This window comes from Pseudomonas saponiphila, from assembly GCF_900105185.1.
GTDB lineage: Bacteria > Pseudomonadota > Gammaproteobacteria > Pseudomonadales > Pseudomonadaceae > Aquipseudomonas > Aquipseudomonas saponiphila.
This window is the reverse complement of sequence record NZ_FNTJ01000001.1, coordinates 1,599,629-1,616,268: the sequence shown is the minus strand read 5'-3', so window position 1 is coordinate 1,616,268 and position 16,640 is coordinate 1,599,629. Positions and strand designations below refer to the sequence as shown.

Annotated in this window: 15 protein-coding genes, 2 pseudogenes and 1 riboswitch; of the genes and pseudogenes, 5 read left to right on the top strand and 12 right to left on the bottom strand. The window is 63.6% G+C overall.

Annotation, left to right across the window (positions count from 1 at the left end):
- The 6 genes from BLV47_RS07745 to cobO are packed head-to-tail and all read right to left on the bottom strand — an operon-like array spanning position 1 to position 5,926.
- Positions 1-1,452 (bottom strand): cobyric acid synthase, encoded by a 1,452-nt coding sequence (locus BLV47_RS07745; RefSeq protein ID WP_092311782.1) that lies wholly within the window; start codon positions 1,450-1,452, stop codon positions 1-3.
- Positions 1,449-2,441: a threonine-phosphate decarboxylase CobD gene (cobD, locus tag BLV47_RS07740; protein WP_092311779.1), complete on the bottom strand. Its 993-nt coding sequence runs from the start codon at positions 2,439-2,441 to the stop codon at positions 1,449-1,451. Before cobD ends, BLV47_RS07745 begins: the two co-directional genes overlap by 4 nt.
- Positions 2,434-3,342 (bottom strand): adenosylcobinamide-phosphate synthase CbiB, encoded by a 909-nt coding sequence (cbiB, locus tag BLV47_RS07735; protein ID WP_092311776.1) that lies wholly within the window; start codon positions 3,340-3,342, stop codon positions 2,434-2,436. The genes cobD and cbiB overlap by 8 nt, the downstream gene beginning before the upstream one ends.
- Complete coding sequence (gene bluB, locus BLV47_RS07730; protein WP_092317098.1) at positions 3,339-3,989, bottom strand: 5,6-dimethylbenzimidazole synthase; 651 nt, start codon at positions 3,987-3,989, stop codon at positions 3,339-3,341. The genes cbiB and bluB overlap by 4 nt, the downstream gene beginning before the upstream one ends.
- A complete protein-coding gene (locus tag BLV47_RS07725; protein WP_092311773.1) occupies positions 3,982-5,304 on the bottom strand; it encodes a cobyrinic acid a,c-diamide synthase CobB in 1,323 nt (440 codons plus the stop codon). Before BLV47_RS07725 ends, bluB begins: the two co-directional genes overlap by 8 nt.
- 10 nt (positions 5,305-5,314) lie before the next feature.
- Positions 5,315-5,926, bottom strand: a complete 612-nt coding sequence (gene cobO, locus BLV47_RS07720) for a cob(I)yrinic acid a,c-diamide adenosyltransferase (protein ID WP_092311770.1) — start codon at positions 5,924-5,926, stop codon at positions 5,315-5,317.
- Between the two features lie 80 nt (positions 5,927-6,006).
- Positions 6,007-6,239: riboswitch (cobalamin riboswitch) on the bottom strand.
- Positions 6,240-6,403: 164 nt separating this feature from the next.
- Here cobO and BLV47_RS07715 point away from each other — a divergent pair.
- The 5 genes and pseudogenes from BLV47_RS07715 to BLV47_RS07695 all read left to right on the top strand — a co-directional run.
- Positions 6,404-6,712: pseudogene (locus tag BLV47_RS07715) on the top strand (hypothetical protein); the annotation flags it as partial.
- A 225-nt stretch (positions 6,713-6,937) separates the two neighbouring features.
- The gene (gene istA, locus BLV47_RS07710; protein ID WP_062838241.1) at positions 6,938-8,623 is read left to right on the top strand and encodes an IS21 family transposase; all 1,686 of its coding nucleotides are present in this window, start codon (positions 6,938-6,940) and stop codon (positions 8,621-8,623) included.
- Complete coding sequence (istB, locus tag BLV47_RS07705) at positions 8,511-9,260, top strand: IS21-like element IS1474 family helper ATPase IstB (RefSeq protein WP_062838242.1); 750 nt, start codon at positions 8,511-8,513, stop codon at positions 9,258-9,260. The genes istA and istB overlap by 113 nt, the downstream gene beginning before the upstream one ends.
- 82 nt (positions 9,261-9,342) lie before the next feature.
- Positions 9,343-9,633, top strand: a pseudogene (locus tag BLV47_RS07700) (hypothetical protein); the annotation flags it as partial.
- 70 nt (positions 9,634-9,703) lie between these two features.
- On the top strand, positions 9,704-11,023 hold the full coding sequence (locus tag BLV47_RS07695; RefSeq protein WP_092311767.1) for a PQQ-dependent sugar dehydrogenase: 1,320 nt from the start codon (positions 9,704-9,706) through the stop codon (positions 11,021-11,023).
- 1 nt (position 11,024) lies between these two features.
- Here the strand turns inward: BLV47_RS07695 and BLV47_RS07690 are convergent, their stop codons facing one another.
- The 6 genes from BLV47_RS07690 to BLV47_RS07665 all read right to left on the bottom strand — a co-directional run bounded on the left by BLV47_RS07690 (position 11,025) and on the right by BLV47_RS07665 (position 16,337).
- On the bottom strand, positions 11,025-11,687 hold the full coding sequence (locus BLV47_RS07690; protein ID WP_092311764.1) for a class I SAM-dependent methyltransferase: 663 nt from the start codon (positions 11,685-11,687) through the stop codon (positions 11,025-11,027).
- A gap of 22 nt (positions 11,688-11,709) precedes the next feature.
- A complete protein-coding gene (locus BLV47_RS07685) occupies positions 11,710-12,243 on the bottom strand; it encodes a C40 family peptidase (RefSeq protein WP_092311761.1) in 534 nt (177 codons plus the stop codon).
- A gap of 164 nt (positions 12,244-12,407) precedes the next feature.
- A complete protein-coding gene (locus tag BLV47_RS07680) occupies positions 12,408-13,028 on the bottom strand; it encodes a C40 family peptidase (RefSeq protein ID WP_092311758.1) in 621 nt (206 codons plus the stop codon).
- Positions 13,029-13,251: 223 nt separating this feature from the next.
- Positions 13,252-13,956: a DnaA regulatory inactivator Hda gene (hda, locus tag BLV47_RS07675; RefSeq protein WP_007898944.1), complete on the bottom strand. Its 705-nt coding sequence runs from the start codon at positions 13,954-13,956 to the stop codon at positions 13,252-13,254.
- Positions 13,957-14,184: 228 nt separating this feature from the next.
- Positions 14,185-15,258, bottom strand: coding sequence for an AI-2E family transporter (locus BLV47_RS07670; RefSeq protein ID WP_092311755.1), 1,074 nt, complete (start codon positions 15,256-15,258; stop codon positions 14,185-14,187).
- A 38-nt stretch (positions 15,259-15,296) separates the two neighbouring features.
- Complete coding sequence (locus tag BLV47_RS07665; RefSeq protein WP_092311752.1) at positions 15,297-16,337, bottom strand: DUF2066 domain-containing protein; 1,041 nt, start codon at positions 16,335-16,337, stop codon at positions 15,297-15,299.
- Positions 16,338-16,640: the final 303 nt, after the last annotated feature.

Below are 16,640 nucleotides of genomic sequence, written 5' to 3'. Positions count from 1 at the left end.
CTAGCGACCACAGAGCGTGAGCAGCGCGGCGGTGTCCAGATGTCGCTCCACCAGATCCGCCAGACGCTCGATATCGCGCTCGCGCAAGGCGTGGTAGTCCACCTCCTGGACCGCCTCCAGGCCAGCCCAGCGCAACAGCGCGCTGCAGGCCGCCGGGGTTTCGAACAGGCCATGCAGGTAGGTGCCGAGAATCTGCCCATCGGCGCTCAAGGCACCGTCGCTACGTCCATCGTCCAACTGCACGGCGGCCTGCTCCAGGGCTGGTCCACGAGTGACCCCGGCGTGAATCTCATAGCCACTGACCGGCGCATTCTCCAGGGTCAGGCGGCCACTGACGTTGCGCAGCTGCTTCTCCTTTTCCAGCACGGTTGCAAAGGCCAGCAGGCCCAGACCCGGGCTGGAACCGGCTGCGCCCTCCAGGCCCAGCGGGTCGTGCACCTGCTCGCCGAGCATCTGCAGGCCGCCGCAAATACCCAGCACCTTGCCGCCGTAGCGCAAGTGCCGGGAAAGCGCTTGCTCCCAGCCGTTGCTGCGCAGGTAGGCCAGATCACCGCGCACGCTTTTCGAACCGGGAAGGATGATCAGGTCGGCGGCAGGAATCGCCTGCCCGGGCCCGATAAATTGCAAGTCGACCTGGGGATGCAAGCGCAGCGGGTCGAAATCCGTGTGGTTGCTGATCCGCGGCAACACCGGCACCACCACCTTGAGCACGTGCTCGACCTTGCCGGCCTGACGTCGATCGATGCCGTCCTCGGCTTCCAGGTGCAGGTCCATCACATAGGGCAGCACCCCGAGCACCGGCTTGCCAGTGCGGGCCTCCAGCCAGTCCAGTCCCGGTTGCAGCAGGGCCAGGTCGCCTCGGAAGCGGTTGATGATGAAGCCCTTGACCCGCGCCTGTTCACTAGGCGACAGCAGCTCCAGGGTGCCCACCAGATGGGCGAACACCCCGCCACGGTTGATATCGGCGATCAGCAGCACCGGGCAGTCCACCGCCTCGGCGAAACCCATGTTGGCGATGTCGCCGGCACGCAGATTGATCTCCGCCGGCGAGCCGGCGCCCTCCACCATCACCACCTCATAAGCACCCCGCAGGCGCTCATGGGAAGCCAGCACCGCCTGCATGGCGATGGCCTTGTAGTCGTGATAGGCCACGGCATTCATGGTGGTCACGGCGCGACCGTGAATGATCACCTGAGAGCCGGTGTCGCTGTTGGGCTTGAGCAACACCGGGTTCATGTCGGTGTGGGGCGCCAGGTTGGCCGCCTGGGCCTGGACCGCCTGGGCCCGACCGATTTCGTCACCTTCGGCGGTCACCGCACTGTTGAGCGCCATGTTCTGCGGCTTGAACGGCACCACGCTGACGCCCTGGCGCAGCAGCCAGCGACACAGCGCGGTAACCAGGGTGCTCTTGCCGGCATCCGAGGTGGTGCCCTGCACCATCAGGGTGGTCATGGGTATTCCTTGCGATAGGCCTGCAGCGCCTGCTCCAGGCGTGTCCAATCGGCATCGTCGGCGGGCAGGCCGAAACGCAGGCTGCTGTTGTGAACGAACAGCCGCAGCAGAATGCCGCGCCGCGCCATGAATTGATAAAGCCGCTCGGCCTCGACGGTAATCAGCCATTGGAACAGTGCACAGCCACCCTGTGGCTTGAAGCCGAAGCCTTCCAGGATCTCACTCAGGCGCTGACTGGCCGCCTCGCTGCGCAGGCGCTGCCGCGCATGCCCCTCGACATCCCGCAGGCACGCCTGTCCCAGCACCCGGGTCGGTCCACTGACCGCCCAGGGCCCCACCTGCTCCGCCAGCAGCTTGAGCAGCCGGCGCTCGGCCAGGACAAACCCCAGGCGCACGCCGGCCAGGCCAAAGAACTTGCCAAACGAACGCAGGACAATCAGCCCCACCTGATGGGCATGGCGGGCCAGGCTCAGGTCCGGGGTGTTGTCCATGAAGGCTTCATCCACCACCAGCCAGCCGCCGCGTTGGGCCAGGCGCGCGTGCCAATCCAGCAGGCGTGCCGGAGTCAGGCTCAGGCCGGTGGGGTTGTTGGGGTTGACCACCACCAGCACATCGAGGCTGTCGAGAAAGAAATCCACTTCCTGCTCCAGCACCTCTCGCACCCGGTAGCCACTGCGGCGCCAGGCTTCGGCGTGCTCGGCATAACAGGGCGACAACACCCCGACCTTGCCCGCCCGCCGCAGTCGCGGCAGCAATTGGATCGCGGCCTGGGAACCGGCCACCGGCAATACCTCGTCGGCTCCGTAATAGGCACAGGCCGCCTGCTCCAGACCGTCATCGGTTTCCGGCAGGCGCGCCCAGGCCCGCAGGGGAATGGCCGGCACGGGAAACGGCCAGGGCGCCAATCCGCTGGACAGGTCCAGCCAGGCTTCTTCGGCAATCCCGTATTCCTGGGCCGCCTTGCGCAACTTTCCACCGTGCTCAAGCATAGAATTCAGCCCCCAGACACAGAATCAACAACCACAGCCAGACACCTCGCTGCACCAACTGCCAGCCACGATCAATGGAGTCGGCACTGGCCGGCTCGCCTTCGCCCAGAGGCGGACGCTGATGCAACTCACCGTGATAGATCGCCGCCCCGCCCAGCTCCACACCCAGGGCTCCCGCTCCGGCCGCCATGACCGGGCCGGCATTCGGGCTGTCCCAGGTCGGGCCCTGGCGGTGCCAGCACCGCAGCGCCAGACGGGTCTTGCCGAGCAAGGCGTAGGTCAGGGCCACCAGACGCGCAGGAATGTAATTGAGCAGGTCGTCGATCTTCGCCGCCGCCCAGCCGAAACGCTCGAAGCGCTCGTTACGGTAGCCCCACATCGCATCCAGAGTGTTGCTCAGGCGATAGAGCACCACCCCCGGCGCGCCGGCCACGGCAAACCAGAACAACGCGGCGAACACCGCGTCGCTGCCGTTCTCCAGCACCGATTCGGTAGCCGCACGGGCCACGGCGGTGGCGTCCAGTTCGCTGGTCTGGCGGCTCACCAGGAACCCCACCCGGCGCCGGGCTTCCTGCAGATCATCGCTGCGCAAGGCCCGGGCCACCGGCTCGACGTGCTCGCCGAGACTGCGCAGGCCCAGCGCGCAATACAGCGCCAGGATCTCCACCAGCCAACCGATGTAGGGCAGCCAGGACAGGGCGGTGGCCAACAGGGTCAGGGGCAGTACCGCCAGCACCCAGGCGCTGACGCCATGGCTGCGCCAGCCTCGGCCCGCAGCGTTGAAACGTTGCTCGATACGATCCGCCATGCGGCCGAAGGCCACCAGCGGATGCCAGCGCTTGGGCTCACCCAGCAGCGCATCCAGCGCCACCCCGGCGACACTCAGCAACGCCACGCTCATTGACTCACTCCCCAGTAATTTTCATACAGCAACTCACTCAATGGCCGGGGCTGCGCCCAGCCCTGCAGCGCCAGCATCGGCGCCGGATAGAACTCGGTAACCGGTCCCAGGCACAGCACGGCCAGGGGCTTGGCACCGGCGGGCAATCCCAGCAGGTCAGCCAGGGCCTGGGGCTCGAACAGCGATACCCAGCCCATGCCCAGGCCTTCGCTGCGCGCCGCCAGCCAGAGGTTCTGAATGGCACAGGACAGCGAGGCCAGGTCCATTTCCGGCAGGGTCCGCCGGCCGAAGACATGCCGCTCGCGGCCATCCATCAGGGCCGCCACCAGCACCTCGGCACAGTCATGAATGCCCTCGACCTTAAGCTGCATGAACTCATCGGAACGCTCGCCCAGCGCCTCGGCGGTGCGCACCCGCTCCTCCTCCACCAACTGCTGGATGCGCCCGCGCAACAGGCGATCGCTGATGCGGATAAAGCGCCAGGGCTGCATCAGCCCCACGCTGGGCGCCTGATGCGCCGCCTCCAGCAAACGGCGCAGCAACTCGGGCGCGACACTGCCACCGGCGAAATGCCGCATGTCCCGGCGTTCGGCGATGGCGCGATACACGGCCTCACGCTCCGCCGCAGAAAATCCCTGCTCACTCACCACTCACACTCCCTGCAGGAGCCGGAGCGAACAATGCCGCTACCGCTGCCGGATTGGATGGAAAGTAGAAGTGCACATAAGAAGCGGTCATGCGTCCATCGCGATACACCGCCTCCGCCCCGCGCCCACCGTTGGGACTGATGCCACGGGCAATCGGCTCAAGGGCGGTCGTGGTCAGGGAGTGATGGTAGGTATGACCACGCAAGCTGCCCTCCGGCAACTCCACGGCCTGCAAGGCCAGGGCCGCCAGACGCTTCTGCATCACCGCCGCGCCGGGCAGCAGCCCCAACAGCTCGGCACTCTGGCCTTCGACATCGGTCAGGGAGTCGAGCAGGTAAAGCATGCCGCCACACTCGGCGAGCAACGGCTTGCCCGCGCCATGGTGGGCACGAATCGCGTCGAGCATGGCGCGGTTCTGCGCCAGGGCCTGGTGATGCAACTCTGGGTAGCCACCGGGCAGGTACAGGCTGTCCGCCTCTGGCAACTGCGCGTCATGGATAGGGGAGAAGAAATGCAACTGCGCGCCCATGGCCCGCAACAGATCGAGGCTGGCACCGTAAGTAAAGGCAAACGCCTCGTCACGGGCCACGGCGATGCGCACCCCCTCCAGCAAAGGCGCGCAAGCCACTGGCGTTGGCGCGGCGAAACTCACCGCAGGCGGCAGCTCCACCTGACAGCTGCTGGCCAGCGCCTCGGCGGCGGCATCCAGGCGCAGGTCGAGATCGTTCAGTTCACGGGCCTGCACCAGCCCCAGGTGGCGGCTGGGCAGTTCGATATCGGTTTCCCGGGACAGGGCGCCGTACCAGCGCAAGCCCTCGGTGAGGCTGCCTTCGAGCAACTGCGCGTGGCGCAAGGTGCCGACCCGGTTGGCCAGCACCCCGGCAAACGGCAGGTCCGGCTGATAACGGGCCAAGCCCAGGGCCAGCGCCCCGAAGGTCTGGGCCATGGCGGTACCATCGATCACACCAAGTACCGGCACCCCGAAATGCCGTGCCAGATCGGCACTGGAGGGCGTGCCGTCGAACAGCCCCATGACCCCTTCGATCAGGATCAGGTCGGCGTCAGCCGCGGCTTCCCAGAGCAAGCGCCGGCTTTCCTGCTCGCCCACCATCCACATGTCCAGCTGGTACACCGGAGCGCCGCTGGCACGTTCGAGAATCATCGGGTCGAGAAAGTCCGGGCCGCATTTGAACACCCGTACCTTGCGCCCCTGATTGCGGTGCAGGCGAGCTAGGGCGGCGGTCACGGTGGTCTTGCCCTGGCCGGAAGCCGGTGCGGCGATCAATACCGCCGGGCAATGACGAACATCGGTCATGAAGTCACACTCACAGCTCAACACCTTTCTGCGCCTTGATGCCGGCCTGGAAGGCATGCTTGACCATGCCCATTTCGGTGACGGTATCCGCCAGTTCGATCAGTTCCGGCTTGGCCCCGCGGCCGGTCACCACCACATGCTGCATGGGCGGACGGGCTTGCAAGTCGCTGAGCACCTGGTCCAGATCCAGGTAGCCGTGCTTGAGGGCGATGTTCAGCTCGTCGAGCACCACCAGACCGATGCCCGGGTCGCTCAGCAGTTCCTTGGATACCGCCCAGGCAGCTTCGGCCGCGGCGATATCGCGCTGGCGGTCCTGGGTTTCCCAGGTAAAGCCCTCGCCCATCACATGAAAACGCACCTGCGGCGCAAAACGCCGGAAGAACAGCTCTTCGCCAGTGCTGTTACGGCCCTTGATGAACTGCACCACGCCGCACTGCATGCCATGGCCCATGGACCGCGCCAGCATGCCGAAAGCCGAACTGCTCTTGCCCTTGCCATTGCCGGTCAGCACCAGCAACAGGCCACATTCGTTGGGCGAGTTGGCGATGCGCTCATCGATCACGGCTTTCTTGCGCAACATGCGCGCCACATGGCGCTCGTCACGATCGGGGGATTCACTCATGGGGCAGCTCTCCGTTGGGGCTGGGGAACGGCGGGCAGGAAAAGGAATAGACGGCGCAAGCCTGGCATCGCCCACCGTGATGCCGTTGGATGGATCAGGCCGGTCTCCGGGCTCATGAGGGGCATTGCTGCCTGACTGCGCGCCTTCCCATGTCGTGGACACAGTGGCATTTGGCGCAGCCTTGACTCATCTACCGTTGCGGGGGCAGCGCCGGAATCGTCGCCATGTCCATCGCTGGAACAGGCCCTGACCGGCTTCCCTGTTTCACTCTGTCGACCAGCGGCCACAGAGCACCTGAAACAAGTCGCGAAGGTTAGAGGGTTGGGGGTGGAGCGTCAATTAAAGCCAGCCGTCGCACAACACACAAAACTGCACCGCATCAACAAACTGGCGCCAATCTTGTGCCACACTCAGCACATTGATATCAAATAGCCATAACTCACCCCAACCGCCAGACAACAACAAGGACGGACCCCGATGCAAGGCATGATCATCAGCAATCCAAAGCTGGAATTCCTGCGCCCGATGCTGGAACGCTGGTTTGATTGCATTGACCGCTACAACGCCATTCGCGGCGATAGCGAAACCCCTTACTGGTTCGACGAGCAGGCCAACCTGGGATTGCTTTCCGCCGCCGCCTGGATGGCGGAGATGGTCAGCCTCGAACGCAGCCCCAGCAAAAAGCAGCAGGAAGAAGGCGCCCGCAACGCCCGCACCGATCTGTACCTGGCCACCCGGGAAGAACGCGCCTACATTCAGGCCACCCAGCGCTGGCCCCAGGTCAATTGCGGATTTCGGAGCACCGTGACCGGCCGTTTCGGTTGATCGTGACCGGTCATTTCGCTAACGCGTGACCGCTCATTTCGGTAGCAACGTGACCGATTTTCCGCCTGTTCCGAAACAGGTGGTCACGGCTTACCGAAATCGCCGGTCACGACTTAGCGAAAGCCTTCCCCTTCGTTGCGCATGACCTGATGCGCCGCCATCCTCGACCGATTTCGGGAGAGGAAGATGGCGGCGCCGCGAGTAGCCATGCGAAACATCAAAGAATGTCTGCGCCTCAAGTTTGAGGCCGGCTTGTCCCACGAGAAGATTGCCCGTGCCTTGCAGCTGTCCAAGGGCGTGGTTAGCAAGTACATCGCGGCGGCGCGGGTGGCCGGGCTGGACTGGCCGGCGCTGGTGGCCATGGACGAGGCCGCGCTGGCGGCCGCCTTGTTTGCACCGACGTCGACGAACAAGCCGCGCGGTGAGCGAGTGCTGCCCGATGTGCTGAGCATCCACCGCGAGTTGCGACGCAAGGGCGTGACCTTGCAGCTGCTGTGGGAGGAATATCTCGCCGCGCATGCGGGCCAGCCGACCTACCGCTACACCCAGTTCGTCGAGCACTACCGGCGCTACGCCCAGACGCTCAAACGTTCGATGCGTCAGCTGCACCGTGCGGGCGAGAAGCTATTCATCGACTATGCCGGGCCGACGCTGCCGGTGGTCGACCCGGCCACCGGCGAAGTGCGCCGGGCGCACATCTTCGTCGCCGCCCTGGGCGCCTCGAATTACACCTATGCCTGCGCGACGCCAGGCGAAACCCAGGTGGACTGGCTGACCTCGCTGGGCCAGGCTCTGACCTACTTTGGCGGCGTGCCGGAAATGGTTGTGCCGGACAATCCGCGCGCCCTGGTCGCCCAGCCGGATCGCTACGAGCCGGGCCTGAACCGGGCCACGCTGGAGTGCGCGCGTCATTACCAGACGGTGATCCTGCCGGCACGGCCACGCAAGCCTCAGGACAAGGCCAAGGCCGAGGTGGCGGTGCAGGTGGTCGAGCGCTGGATCATGGCGCGGCTGCGCCATCGGCAGTTCTTCAGCCTGCATGCGCTTAACCAGGCCATCGCCGAGCTGCTGGAGGATCTGAATCGGCGCCCGTTCAAGCGGCTCGATGGCTGCCGGCGCGACTGGTTCGAGCGCCTGGATCGCCCGGCCTTGCGAGCGCTGCCGGTGCATCCCTACGAGGTCGCCACCTTCAAGCGCTGCAAGGTCAGCATCGACTACCACATCGAGGTCAATGGCAGCTTCTACAGCGTGCCCTCCGCCCTGGCCCGGCAGAACGTGGACGTGCGACTGACGGCACACACCCTGGAAGTGCTGCATGGCAACCGGCGGGTGGCCAGCCACCTGCTGCTGGGGCGACGCGGCGCTTACAGTACCCAGCGCGAGCACATGCCCGCGGCGCACCAGGCGCATCGCGAATGGACGCCACAACGCCTGCTCGACTGGGGCGCGCGGATCGGCCCCTACACGCGCCAACTGATCGATCACCAACTGACCCACAAGCCGCACCCGGAGATGGGCTACCGCGCCTGCCTCGGCCTGCTCTCGCTGGCCCGGCGCTATGGCAATGCACGCCTGGAAGCCGCTGCCGAACGTGCCGTACACCTGCGCGCCTTCACCGGGCGCAGCGTGCGCAACCTGCTCCAGCAAGGCCTGGATCAACAGCCGCTGCCCCAGCGTGCCGCCGAAACGACCTTACCCGGCGACCACGAGAACGTCCGTGGCGCCGACTACTACCAACCCCCGCAACAGGAGCTGTTCGATGATGCCGCAACACACCCTGAATCAACTGCACCAGCTACGCCTGGACGGCATGGCCCGCGCCCTGGAAGAGCAATGGACGCTGCCGGCCAGCCACAGCCTGAGCTTCGATGAACGCCTCGGCCTACTGCTCGACCGCGAACTGGCCTGGCGTGACAACCAGCGCCTGGTACGGCTGCGCAAGAAGGCCAAGCTCAAGTACGCCAACGCCTGCCTGGAAGATCTCGACCGCCGCACCGGACGCGCCCTGGACGAGCGTCTGATCGCCACCCTGGCCAGTGGCGACTGGATCCGCCAGCAGCACAACCTGCTGCTGACCGGCCCGACCGGTGCCGGCAAAACCTGGCTGGCCTGCGCCCTGGGCAACCAGGCCTGCCGCCAGGGCTATAGCACCCTGTACCTGCGCACCCCGCGCCTGCTGGAACAACTGCGCATCGCTCATGGCGACGGCAGCTTCGGCCGTACCCTGCAACAGCTGGCAAAGGTCGACGTCCTGGTGCTGGACGACTGGGCGCTAGCCCCGCTGGAGGAAGGAGCCCGGCATGACCTGCTGGAGGTGATCGACGACCGCGCTGGCAGCCGCTCCACCATCCTGACGAGCCAACTGCCCATCGAGCACTGGCACGGCTGGATCAACGACCCGACCCTGGCCGATGCCATCCTCGACCGCCTGGTGCACAACGCCTACCGACTGACGATGAAAGGCGAGTCGCTGCGCCGAAAAAAAGCCGAGGAACAAGCCGCATCGTGACCGATGCGATTACAATCCAGAACCCGCGCAACCGGGGTGGAAGCACCGGTCACGTATTAGCGAAACGCTCGGTCACGTTCACCGAAATCCGCAGGTCAATGGCTTGCACCTGACCCAGGCCTTGCTCGACGTTGCCGGTGACGCGAGAAAAATCAGCTACCCCAGCGACCTGCGGCTCGGCTGCCTGTTTGTCAGCCCGCAAAAGGCTCAGCACAGTGCCACCCCGGAAGAACTTCAGGACATGCTCGACGAACTGCAAAAGGAACACTGCTGCGCGGTGGCCTGGTACTTTCCGTATGCCTATCGCAAGTTGCGCAACGAGGCCGGCCAGTACCATCCCGGGGTTGCCGTACTGTTCAAGGAGGCTCGCTGATCAGGCGGAACCATACGCCGGCTATGCTCCTCTATGACAAGGACGTCCGTGCACTCATAGGGAAATCAGCATGCTCAAGTCTCGACACGCTTTGCTTATCGCGATCGCCGCCAGCCTTACGGCCTGCGGCGAAACCTCCAGCCTGCAAGTTTCCGACGGCACCGGCCCGACCCCCAAGCTGCCGGAACCCAACCCGACGCTGATTCCCACGGTGAACATCGCCCCGGCGATTGGCTGGCCCAAGGGCACCAAACCACTGGCGGCAGCCGGCACCCAGGTCAATGCCTTCGCCGAAAACCTCGATCATCCACGCTGGCTCTATGTCCTGCCCAACGGCGACGTGTTGGTGGCGGAAACCAACGCACCGCCCAAACCCGATGACAGCCAGGGCATTCGCGGCTGGATCGCCGGGAAAATCATGGGCCGCGCCGGCGCTGCGGTACCCAGCGCCAACCGCATTACCCTGCTGAGGGACCAGGATCACGATGGCGTGGCCGAAACCCGCAGCGTGTTCCTGGACCACCTGAATTCGCCGTTTGGCATGACCCTGGTCGGCAATGACCTGTATGTGGCGGACACCGACAAGCTGCTGCGCTTTCCTTACCAGAACGGCGACACCCGGATCACTGCGGCCGGCACCAAGGTCGTCGACCTGCCCGGTGGCACACTCAATCACCATTGGACCAAGAACGTTATCGCCAGCCCGGACGGGAGCAAGCTCTACGTCACCGTCGGCTCCAACAGCAACGTCGGGGAAAATGGCCTGAACCAGGAACAGGGCCGCGCGGCGATCTGGGAGGTGGATCGGACCAGCGGGCAGCATCGCCTGTTCGCCACCGGCTTGCGCAATCCCAACGGTCTGGCCTGGGAGCCGGTCAGCGGGGCGCTGTGGACCGCGGTGAACGAGCGCGACGAGATCGGCAGCGACCTAGTGCCGGACTACATCACCTCGGTCAAGGACGGCGCCTTCTACGGCTGGCCCTTCAGCTACTACGGGCAGCATGTGGATGTCCGAGTCAAACCGCAAAACCTCGACCTGGTGAGCAAGGCCATTGCCCCGGACTACGCCGTTGGCCCGCACACCGCCTCTCTGGGGCTGACCTTCGCCCAAGGCAGCAAGCTCCCCGCCCCGTTCAACGAAGGCGCGTTCATCGGTCAGCATGGCTCATGGAACCGCAAGCCCCACAGTGGCTACAAAGTCATCTTCGTCCCCTTCAGCGCCGGCAAGCCCCAGGGACCACCCGTGGACGTGCTCAGCGGCTTTCTCAGCGCCGATGAAAAAGCCTATGGACGCCCGGTTGGGGTAGTGATCGATCGGCAAGGCGACTTGCTGGTGGCCGATGACGTCGGCAACACGATCTGGCGGGTATCGGCTGCCAAAGCCCCCTGACTCAGCGCTTGCGGCACAGGGTCAAGCCGTCCCCCAGGGGCAGCAGAGACAAGTCGATGCGCGAGTCATCCTTCAAGGCCCGATTGAGCGCCTGGATGGCTCGGGTATCTTCGCTGGCGGGCGCCACCTCCAGCACACGCCCGCTCCACAAGGTGTTGTCGAATACCGCCAGGCCACCGACTCGCAACAGACGCAAGGCGGACTCCAGATAGGCCGGGTAATTGGCTTTATCGGCATCGATGAAGATCAAGTCGAAAGACTCATGCCGGCCGGCCAGCTCCAGGCCGACCAGGGTTTCCAGCGCCGGAGCCAGGCGCAGCTCGATGCGTTGCTCAAGGCCCGCCTCCTGCCAGTAACGGCGGGCCGTGGCGTTGTAGTCACCGGGCAGGTCGCAACAGATCAACGAGCCGTCAGAGGGAAGGGCCTGAGCCATGCACAAGGCGCTATAGCCGGTAAAGGTTCCCACTTCCAGCACCTGGCGAGCAGCGGTCAGCTTGATCAGCAGCGCAAGAAACTGCCCCTGCTCCGGCGCTACCTGCCAACGGGCATTGGGCAGGGCCTGGGTTTCATCCCGCAGACGTCGCAGCAGCGGCGTTTCGCGCAGGGAAACATCCAACAGGTATTGATACAGGGCATCGTCGAGGTTGAGCGTACGCGCAGTCACAAGCACCTCGACCAGAGTGGAATTATGGATTGTGCGCCAGATGTTCCGGCTGCAGCACGCGCTTGGCGCTCAGGTAGGCTTTCTGCCAGTAGGCCTTGGACAGGCTGTCGAGCTTCACCGTACCACCGGTGGCCGGGGCATGGACAAAACGCCCCTCGCCGACATAGATCCCGGCATGACTGACCTGGGAGCCGCCATTGGTGGCGAAGAAGATCAGGTCACCGGTTTGCAGAGCGTTCTTGCCCACGTCCGGCGCCTGCATACCGATCATTTCCCGGGTCGAACGTGGCAGGGAGATACCCGCGGCATCGCGGTAGACATAGCCAATCAGGCCGCTGCAATCGAACCCGGAATCCGGAGTATTGCCGCCCCAACGATAAGGCGTGCCGACCAGCCCCAAGGCGCGGAACAGCACATCTTCAGCGACGGGAGAAAAGGCCTGGGAGGAGTTGAAAACCGGTGCACGTACCACAGGCGCAGGTGGCGGAGTACGGCTGGCGCAGGCGCTGAGCAGCGCGGCGAGGGCAATAAGGGCAAATCGGGCCGAGGTCGACATAAGCTGAACAATCCTGATCGGGATGCGGCTTTCTCTGCCGTGGTACTGAAAACAAAACCGCGTAAGCAGGGCTTACGCGGTTAGTTTCAACAATAGATCAGGATTCTAGCGTCTACGCGCCAAACTTCAAGTAAGACTTTAACTTCGCCCTACAAACTATCCGCTTATTTGCGGGCAGTGACCACGGTTGGCGCCATGGCGAGCGCGCGCTTGGCTTCGATGAAGGTCTTGCTCCAGTAGCTGTCGCCCAAGCTATCGACCCGCACACCACCGCTGCGGCGGCTGCTGGAGTGGATGAACTGATCATCGCCCAGGTAGATACCGGCATGGCTGACGCGCCCGCGACCGTTGGTGCTAAAGAACAGCAAATCACCCGGCTTGAGGTTGTTGCGCGCCACCAGAGGGGCCTTGACGTTGATCATTTCGCGAGTGGAGCGCGGCAGATTCATGCCCGCCTCTTCGCGAAACAGATAGCCGATGAAACCGCTGCAATCGAAGCCGGCTTCCGAGGTACCACCGAAACGGTAGCGGGTACCGATCAGGGACATGCCGCGCTCGAGGATGCTGTCAGCCAGAACTGGCAACTGGTAAGGCTTGCTGTCAGAGAACTCTGCCAGTTCCTTTTCAGTTGCCAGCTCTTCCTGGTAAACAGCGGAAGACTGATTTTTGACGGAGACTTGAGCCTGTTGGCCAGCTTGCTGCTGAGACACCGGAGTGTGGGAAGCGCAACCAAACAACAGGGTAACGAGTGCGAGAGGCACGAGGGGTGCGAAGCGATTTAGCATGGGCACGACCGTGGCTTGAAATAAATGAAGACGCGACTATGCCTTCTATCGCCCTCATTTGCAAATTCAATCGATCAGAATGTGACTTATGAGTTTCTTCCGTACATCTAAGGCTTTAAGCCCATTTAAAGTCCAACCGTCTTTGGAAACCCTTCCAAAGGCGCGCTTTCTGACGCCTGAAATATGCCGAAGACCTGCAAGAAAACGGCTGCAAGCCTTGGTTTTACCAGCCCAGGGTTTCTTTCAGGAAGGGAATGGTCAGCTTGCGCTGAGCCTGCAACGAGGCCTGATCAAGACGCTCAAGCAGCTCGAACAGAGCACTCATGCTGCGGGTCCCACGGGTCAGGATAAAATGCCCGACTTCGTCGGTCAGATGCAGTCCACGACGAGACGCTCGTAGCTGCAAGGCACGCAATTTGTCTTCATCGGAGAGCGGGCGCATCTGAAAAATCAGCGCCAGGGTCAGTCGAGACTTCAAATCCGCCAGCTTCACCGGCAACTCACGGGGCGAGGTCGAAGCGGCAATCAGCAAACGCCGGCCACTGTCACGCAAGCGATTGAACAGATGGAACAGCGCCTCCTCCCAATCAGCCTTGCCCGCTACCGCCTGCAGGTCATCCAGACACACCAGCTCGTACTGCTCCAGGTTGTCGAGAATCTCGATACCGCGATCCAGCAGCTCCGCCAGCGGCAGATAAACCGCAGGCTCCCCCAACTGCTCAAAACGCAGACAGGCCGCCTGCAGCAAGTGCGTACGGCCCACGCCGTCCTTGCCCCAGAGATAGATCAGGCTTTCGGTCCAGCCGGCGTCGGCTTCGCAAAGGCGCTCGACGTAGCCGAGTGCTGCGGCATTGGCGCCTGGGTAGTAGTTGATGAAGGTGGCGTCGTCACGCAGACGCACACCTAGGGGCAGCTGAATCGGTTTCATGCTGACTGAACAGTTCCAAAGGAACCGTTAGTGGCCTCTGTGTAAAGTTTGCAAAGTTTATACCCGTGACGCCGAGCGCACAATGCAGCAGACCACAAGCAAAATCAAAGGTTTGCGTCAGCAAAACAGCATTCAAGGACGAACTTTGACAGCCCGGGCAACCGCCAATGAGCGCTAGCCAGCGCAGGCCCGCAAGGCGCTCATTGCCGTCACTCGCTGCGCACTGGCCTACAGATCAGGATCCTCGGCACCGCTGTAGAGGTCTGAATCCTTGTACAGATCATGCACGTGCCGCACCAGCACCATGATCACTGCTGCCACAGGCAAGGCCAGCAGTACCCCGGTAAAACCGAACAGCTCACCGCCAGCGAGAATGGCGAATATCACCGCCACCGGATGCAGGCCGATACGATCGCCCACCAACAACGGCGTCAGCACCATCCCTTCCAGCGCCTGCCCCACCATGAACACCGCAACGATGCCGATCATGGGGTACAGGTCACCGCCGAACTGGAACAGGCCGGCAGTCAGCGCCGCACCAATACCGATGACAAAGCCCATGTACGGCACGATCGCCGCCAAGCCGGCAATCAGGCCGATCAACAACCCCAGCTCGAGCCCCACCAGCATCAGTCCTGCCGCGTAGATCATTCCCAGGGCCAGCATCACCAGCAATTGCCCACGGACAAACGCCCCTAGCACCTCATGGCACTCTCCCGCCAGAGACACCACCTGCTCTTCGCGATTGCGCGGCAGCAGACTGCGGATCTTGGCCATCATCAGGTCCCAGTCCCGCAACAGGTAGAAGCTGACCACCGGAATCAGCACCAGGTTGGCCAGCCAACCGATCAGCGCCAGCCCCGACGCAGTGGCCTGGCTCAGCACCACGCCAACAATGTCGGTGGTCTGGCCCATGTGCTCGCTGATCGCAGCCTTGACCTTGTCGAACTTCCAGAAGCCATCCGCCAGGCCCAATCGGGCCTGTACCCAAGGCATGGCGGTGTGCTGCACCCAATCGAGCATCTGCGGCGCCAGCTCGTAGAGGCGCAGCAACTGCTTGGCCAACATCGGCACCAGCACCAGCAACAGCGCCATGATGATCAGCGTGAACAAGGCAAACACCGCCACCACGCCCCAGGTACGCGACAGCCCCCACGCTTCCAGCCGATCCACCAGCGGGTCGAACAGATAGGCCAGCAATAGCGCCACCAGGAACGGACTGAGGATTGGATGCAACAGATAGACGAACCCACAGACCAGGAGCACGCCCCCCAACCAGACCCAACGCCGCGTATCAGCCATAAACCACTCCTGCTTCTATATAGAAGGAAACCAATCTGCTACCAGCGAAAACGCAATTGTGCGGCCTGCGGCGCAGCAACCGCCGGCGCCGTCCCTTCAGCCCCCTGCACAGGGGCCTGCGCCTCACCGGCAGGAATTTCCTGCAACCTGGCCAGGGACAACTGCGCCCGCAGTTGCTCTGCACTGCCATTGACCCGATAGATCACGCGATCACCGTCGATGCTCTGAATCTGCGCACCAAAAGGCTCCAACAGATGCCCCAGCGCCGCGTAGTGCTCCAGGGTCATGCCCTGCACTTCCAGCAATTGTTCGCTGGAGGCTCCCGGGCGCGTGACGAAACGCGGCGCCAGGCGCTGACTCACCGCCAGCAGCACGCCATCGGCCAGCGCCGCCGTATCAGCGCCCTGGACAGTACCCTGCTCTTTCTGATCGCCCAGCCACAAACGCCACTTGGCCTGCCATTGCCCGCCCTCTTCACGAGCATGCACCGCCAGCAGCGCATCAGCGCCGTAACGCTCCGATGCCTGGCGCAACGGAGTCGGGTCGGCACCTTCGAGGTTGGGCGCCGTGGCAACGATCTGTTCATCCAGATCGCCCAGAGGCAGGCGCAGCGGCAGGCCGCGATGCTGCGCCGCACGCCGCAGAGGCGCGGCACTGGCCTGACCGTCGCCGACCAGACTCGAACCCTCAGTGGAATCGCTCAACCACCAGCCCAGGATCGATGGCCGGTTGCTGCCCCACAACGGCAGGCCCGCCTGGCGCAGCGCACGATCGGTGCTGACCGGATCAAAGTCCACTTGCAGGCTTTCCGGCGGACCGGCGTCGTAGCCGTATTGGCTGATGATCTGCTGCGGATCCTTGCGGATAGCCGCCAGCCCCGCCCCCTGAACCGCCTTGGCATCGCCGGTCAGGCGCAGGACCAAAGTCTCCAGGGCTCGCTGAGTGGCCTGGTCACGCTCCTCGGGCGACTGACTGCTCACCGGTTCGCGCACCTGATACAGGCCATTGAGGGTTTCGGCATGACTCGCCAGGCTGACCAATGACAAACAGCCCACAAACAGAAATTGACCCAGACGCATGGAAGATTCCCGACGACAAAAAACACGATTGAAACAGCGCGCATGAACCACTGCGAGCAAGGCTGTGACCACAGCCCCCGGTAAAACATTCACCCGTCGCCCGACTGTTTTCACGCTGTCATAACGATAGCCACTTGAGCGCTATACCTTATACAGGCATGGACAAGACCACCAACACGGCCAATCACGGTTTTTTTAAGCGGATATGCCTCTACCCGTCGGCCCGAGGATGGCCGCTGCCCCTCAAGCCTGATAAAATCGCGCGCCTTCGCAGACCGGCACCAGCCGGGCACCCTGAATCAC

What these genes read in the sequence shown, in the direction of transcription:
- BLV47_RS07745 (WP_092311782.1), bottom strand. Translation starts at nt 1,452, where the DNA reads ATGACCACCCTGATGGTGCAGGGCACCACCTCGGATGCCGGCAAGAGC.
- cobD (WP_092311779.1), bottom strand. Translation starts at nt 2,441, where the DNA reads ATGCTTGAGCACGGTGGAAAGTTGCGCAAGGCGGCCCAGGAATACGGG.
- cbiB (WP_092311776.1), bottom strand. Translation starts at nt 3,342, where the DNA reads ATGAGCGTGGCGTTGCTGAGTGTCGCCGGGGTGGCGCTGGATGCGCTG.
- BLV47_RS07725 (WP_092311773.1), bottom strand. Translation starts at nt 5,304, where the DNA reads ATGACCGATGTTCGTCATTGCCCGGCGGTATTGATCGCCGCACCGGCT.
- cobO (WP_092311770.1), bottom strand. Translation starts at nt 5,926, where the DNA reads ATGAGTGAATCCCCCGATCGTGACGAGCGCCATGTGGCGCGCATGTTG.
- istA (WP_062838241.1), top strand. Translation starts at nt 6,938, where the DNA reads ATGGCGGCGCCGCGAGTAGCCATGCGAAACATCAAAGAATGTCTGCGC.
- istB (WP_062838242.1), top strand. Translation starts at nt 8,511, where the DNA reads ATGATGCCGCAACACACCCTGAATCAACTGCACCAGCTACGCCTGGAC.
- BLV47_RS07695 (WP_092311767.1), top strand. Translation starts at nt 9,704, where the DNA reads ATGCTCAAGTCTCGACACGCTTTGCTTATCGCGATCGCCGCCAGCCTT.
- BLV47_RS07685 (WP_092311761.1), bottom strand. Translation starts at nt 12,243, where the DNA reads ATGTCGACCTCGGCCCGATTTGCCCTTATTGCCCTCGCCGCGCTGCTC.
- BLV47_RS07680 (WP_092311758.1), bottom strand. Translation starts at nt 13,028, where the DNA reads ATGCTAAATCGCTTCGCACCCCTCGTGCCTCTCGCACTCGTTACCCTG.
- hda (WP_007898944.1), bottom strand. Translation starts at nt 13,956, where the DNA reads ATGAAACCGATTCAGCTGCCCCTAGGTGTGCGTCTGCGTGACGACGCC.
- BLV47_RS07670 (WP_092311755.1), bottom strand. Translation starts at nt 15,258, where the DNA reads ATGGCTGATACGCGGCGTTGGGTCTGGTTGGGGGGCGTGCTCCTGGTC.
- BLV47_RS07665 (WP_092311752.1), bottom strand. Translation starts at nt 16,337, where the DNA reads ATGCGTCTGGGTCAATTTCTGTTTGTGGGCTGTTTGTCATTGGTCAGC.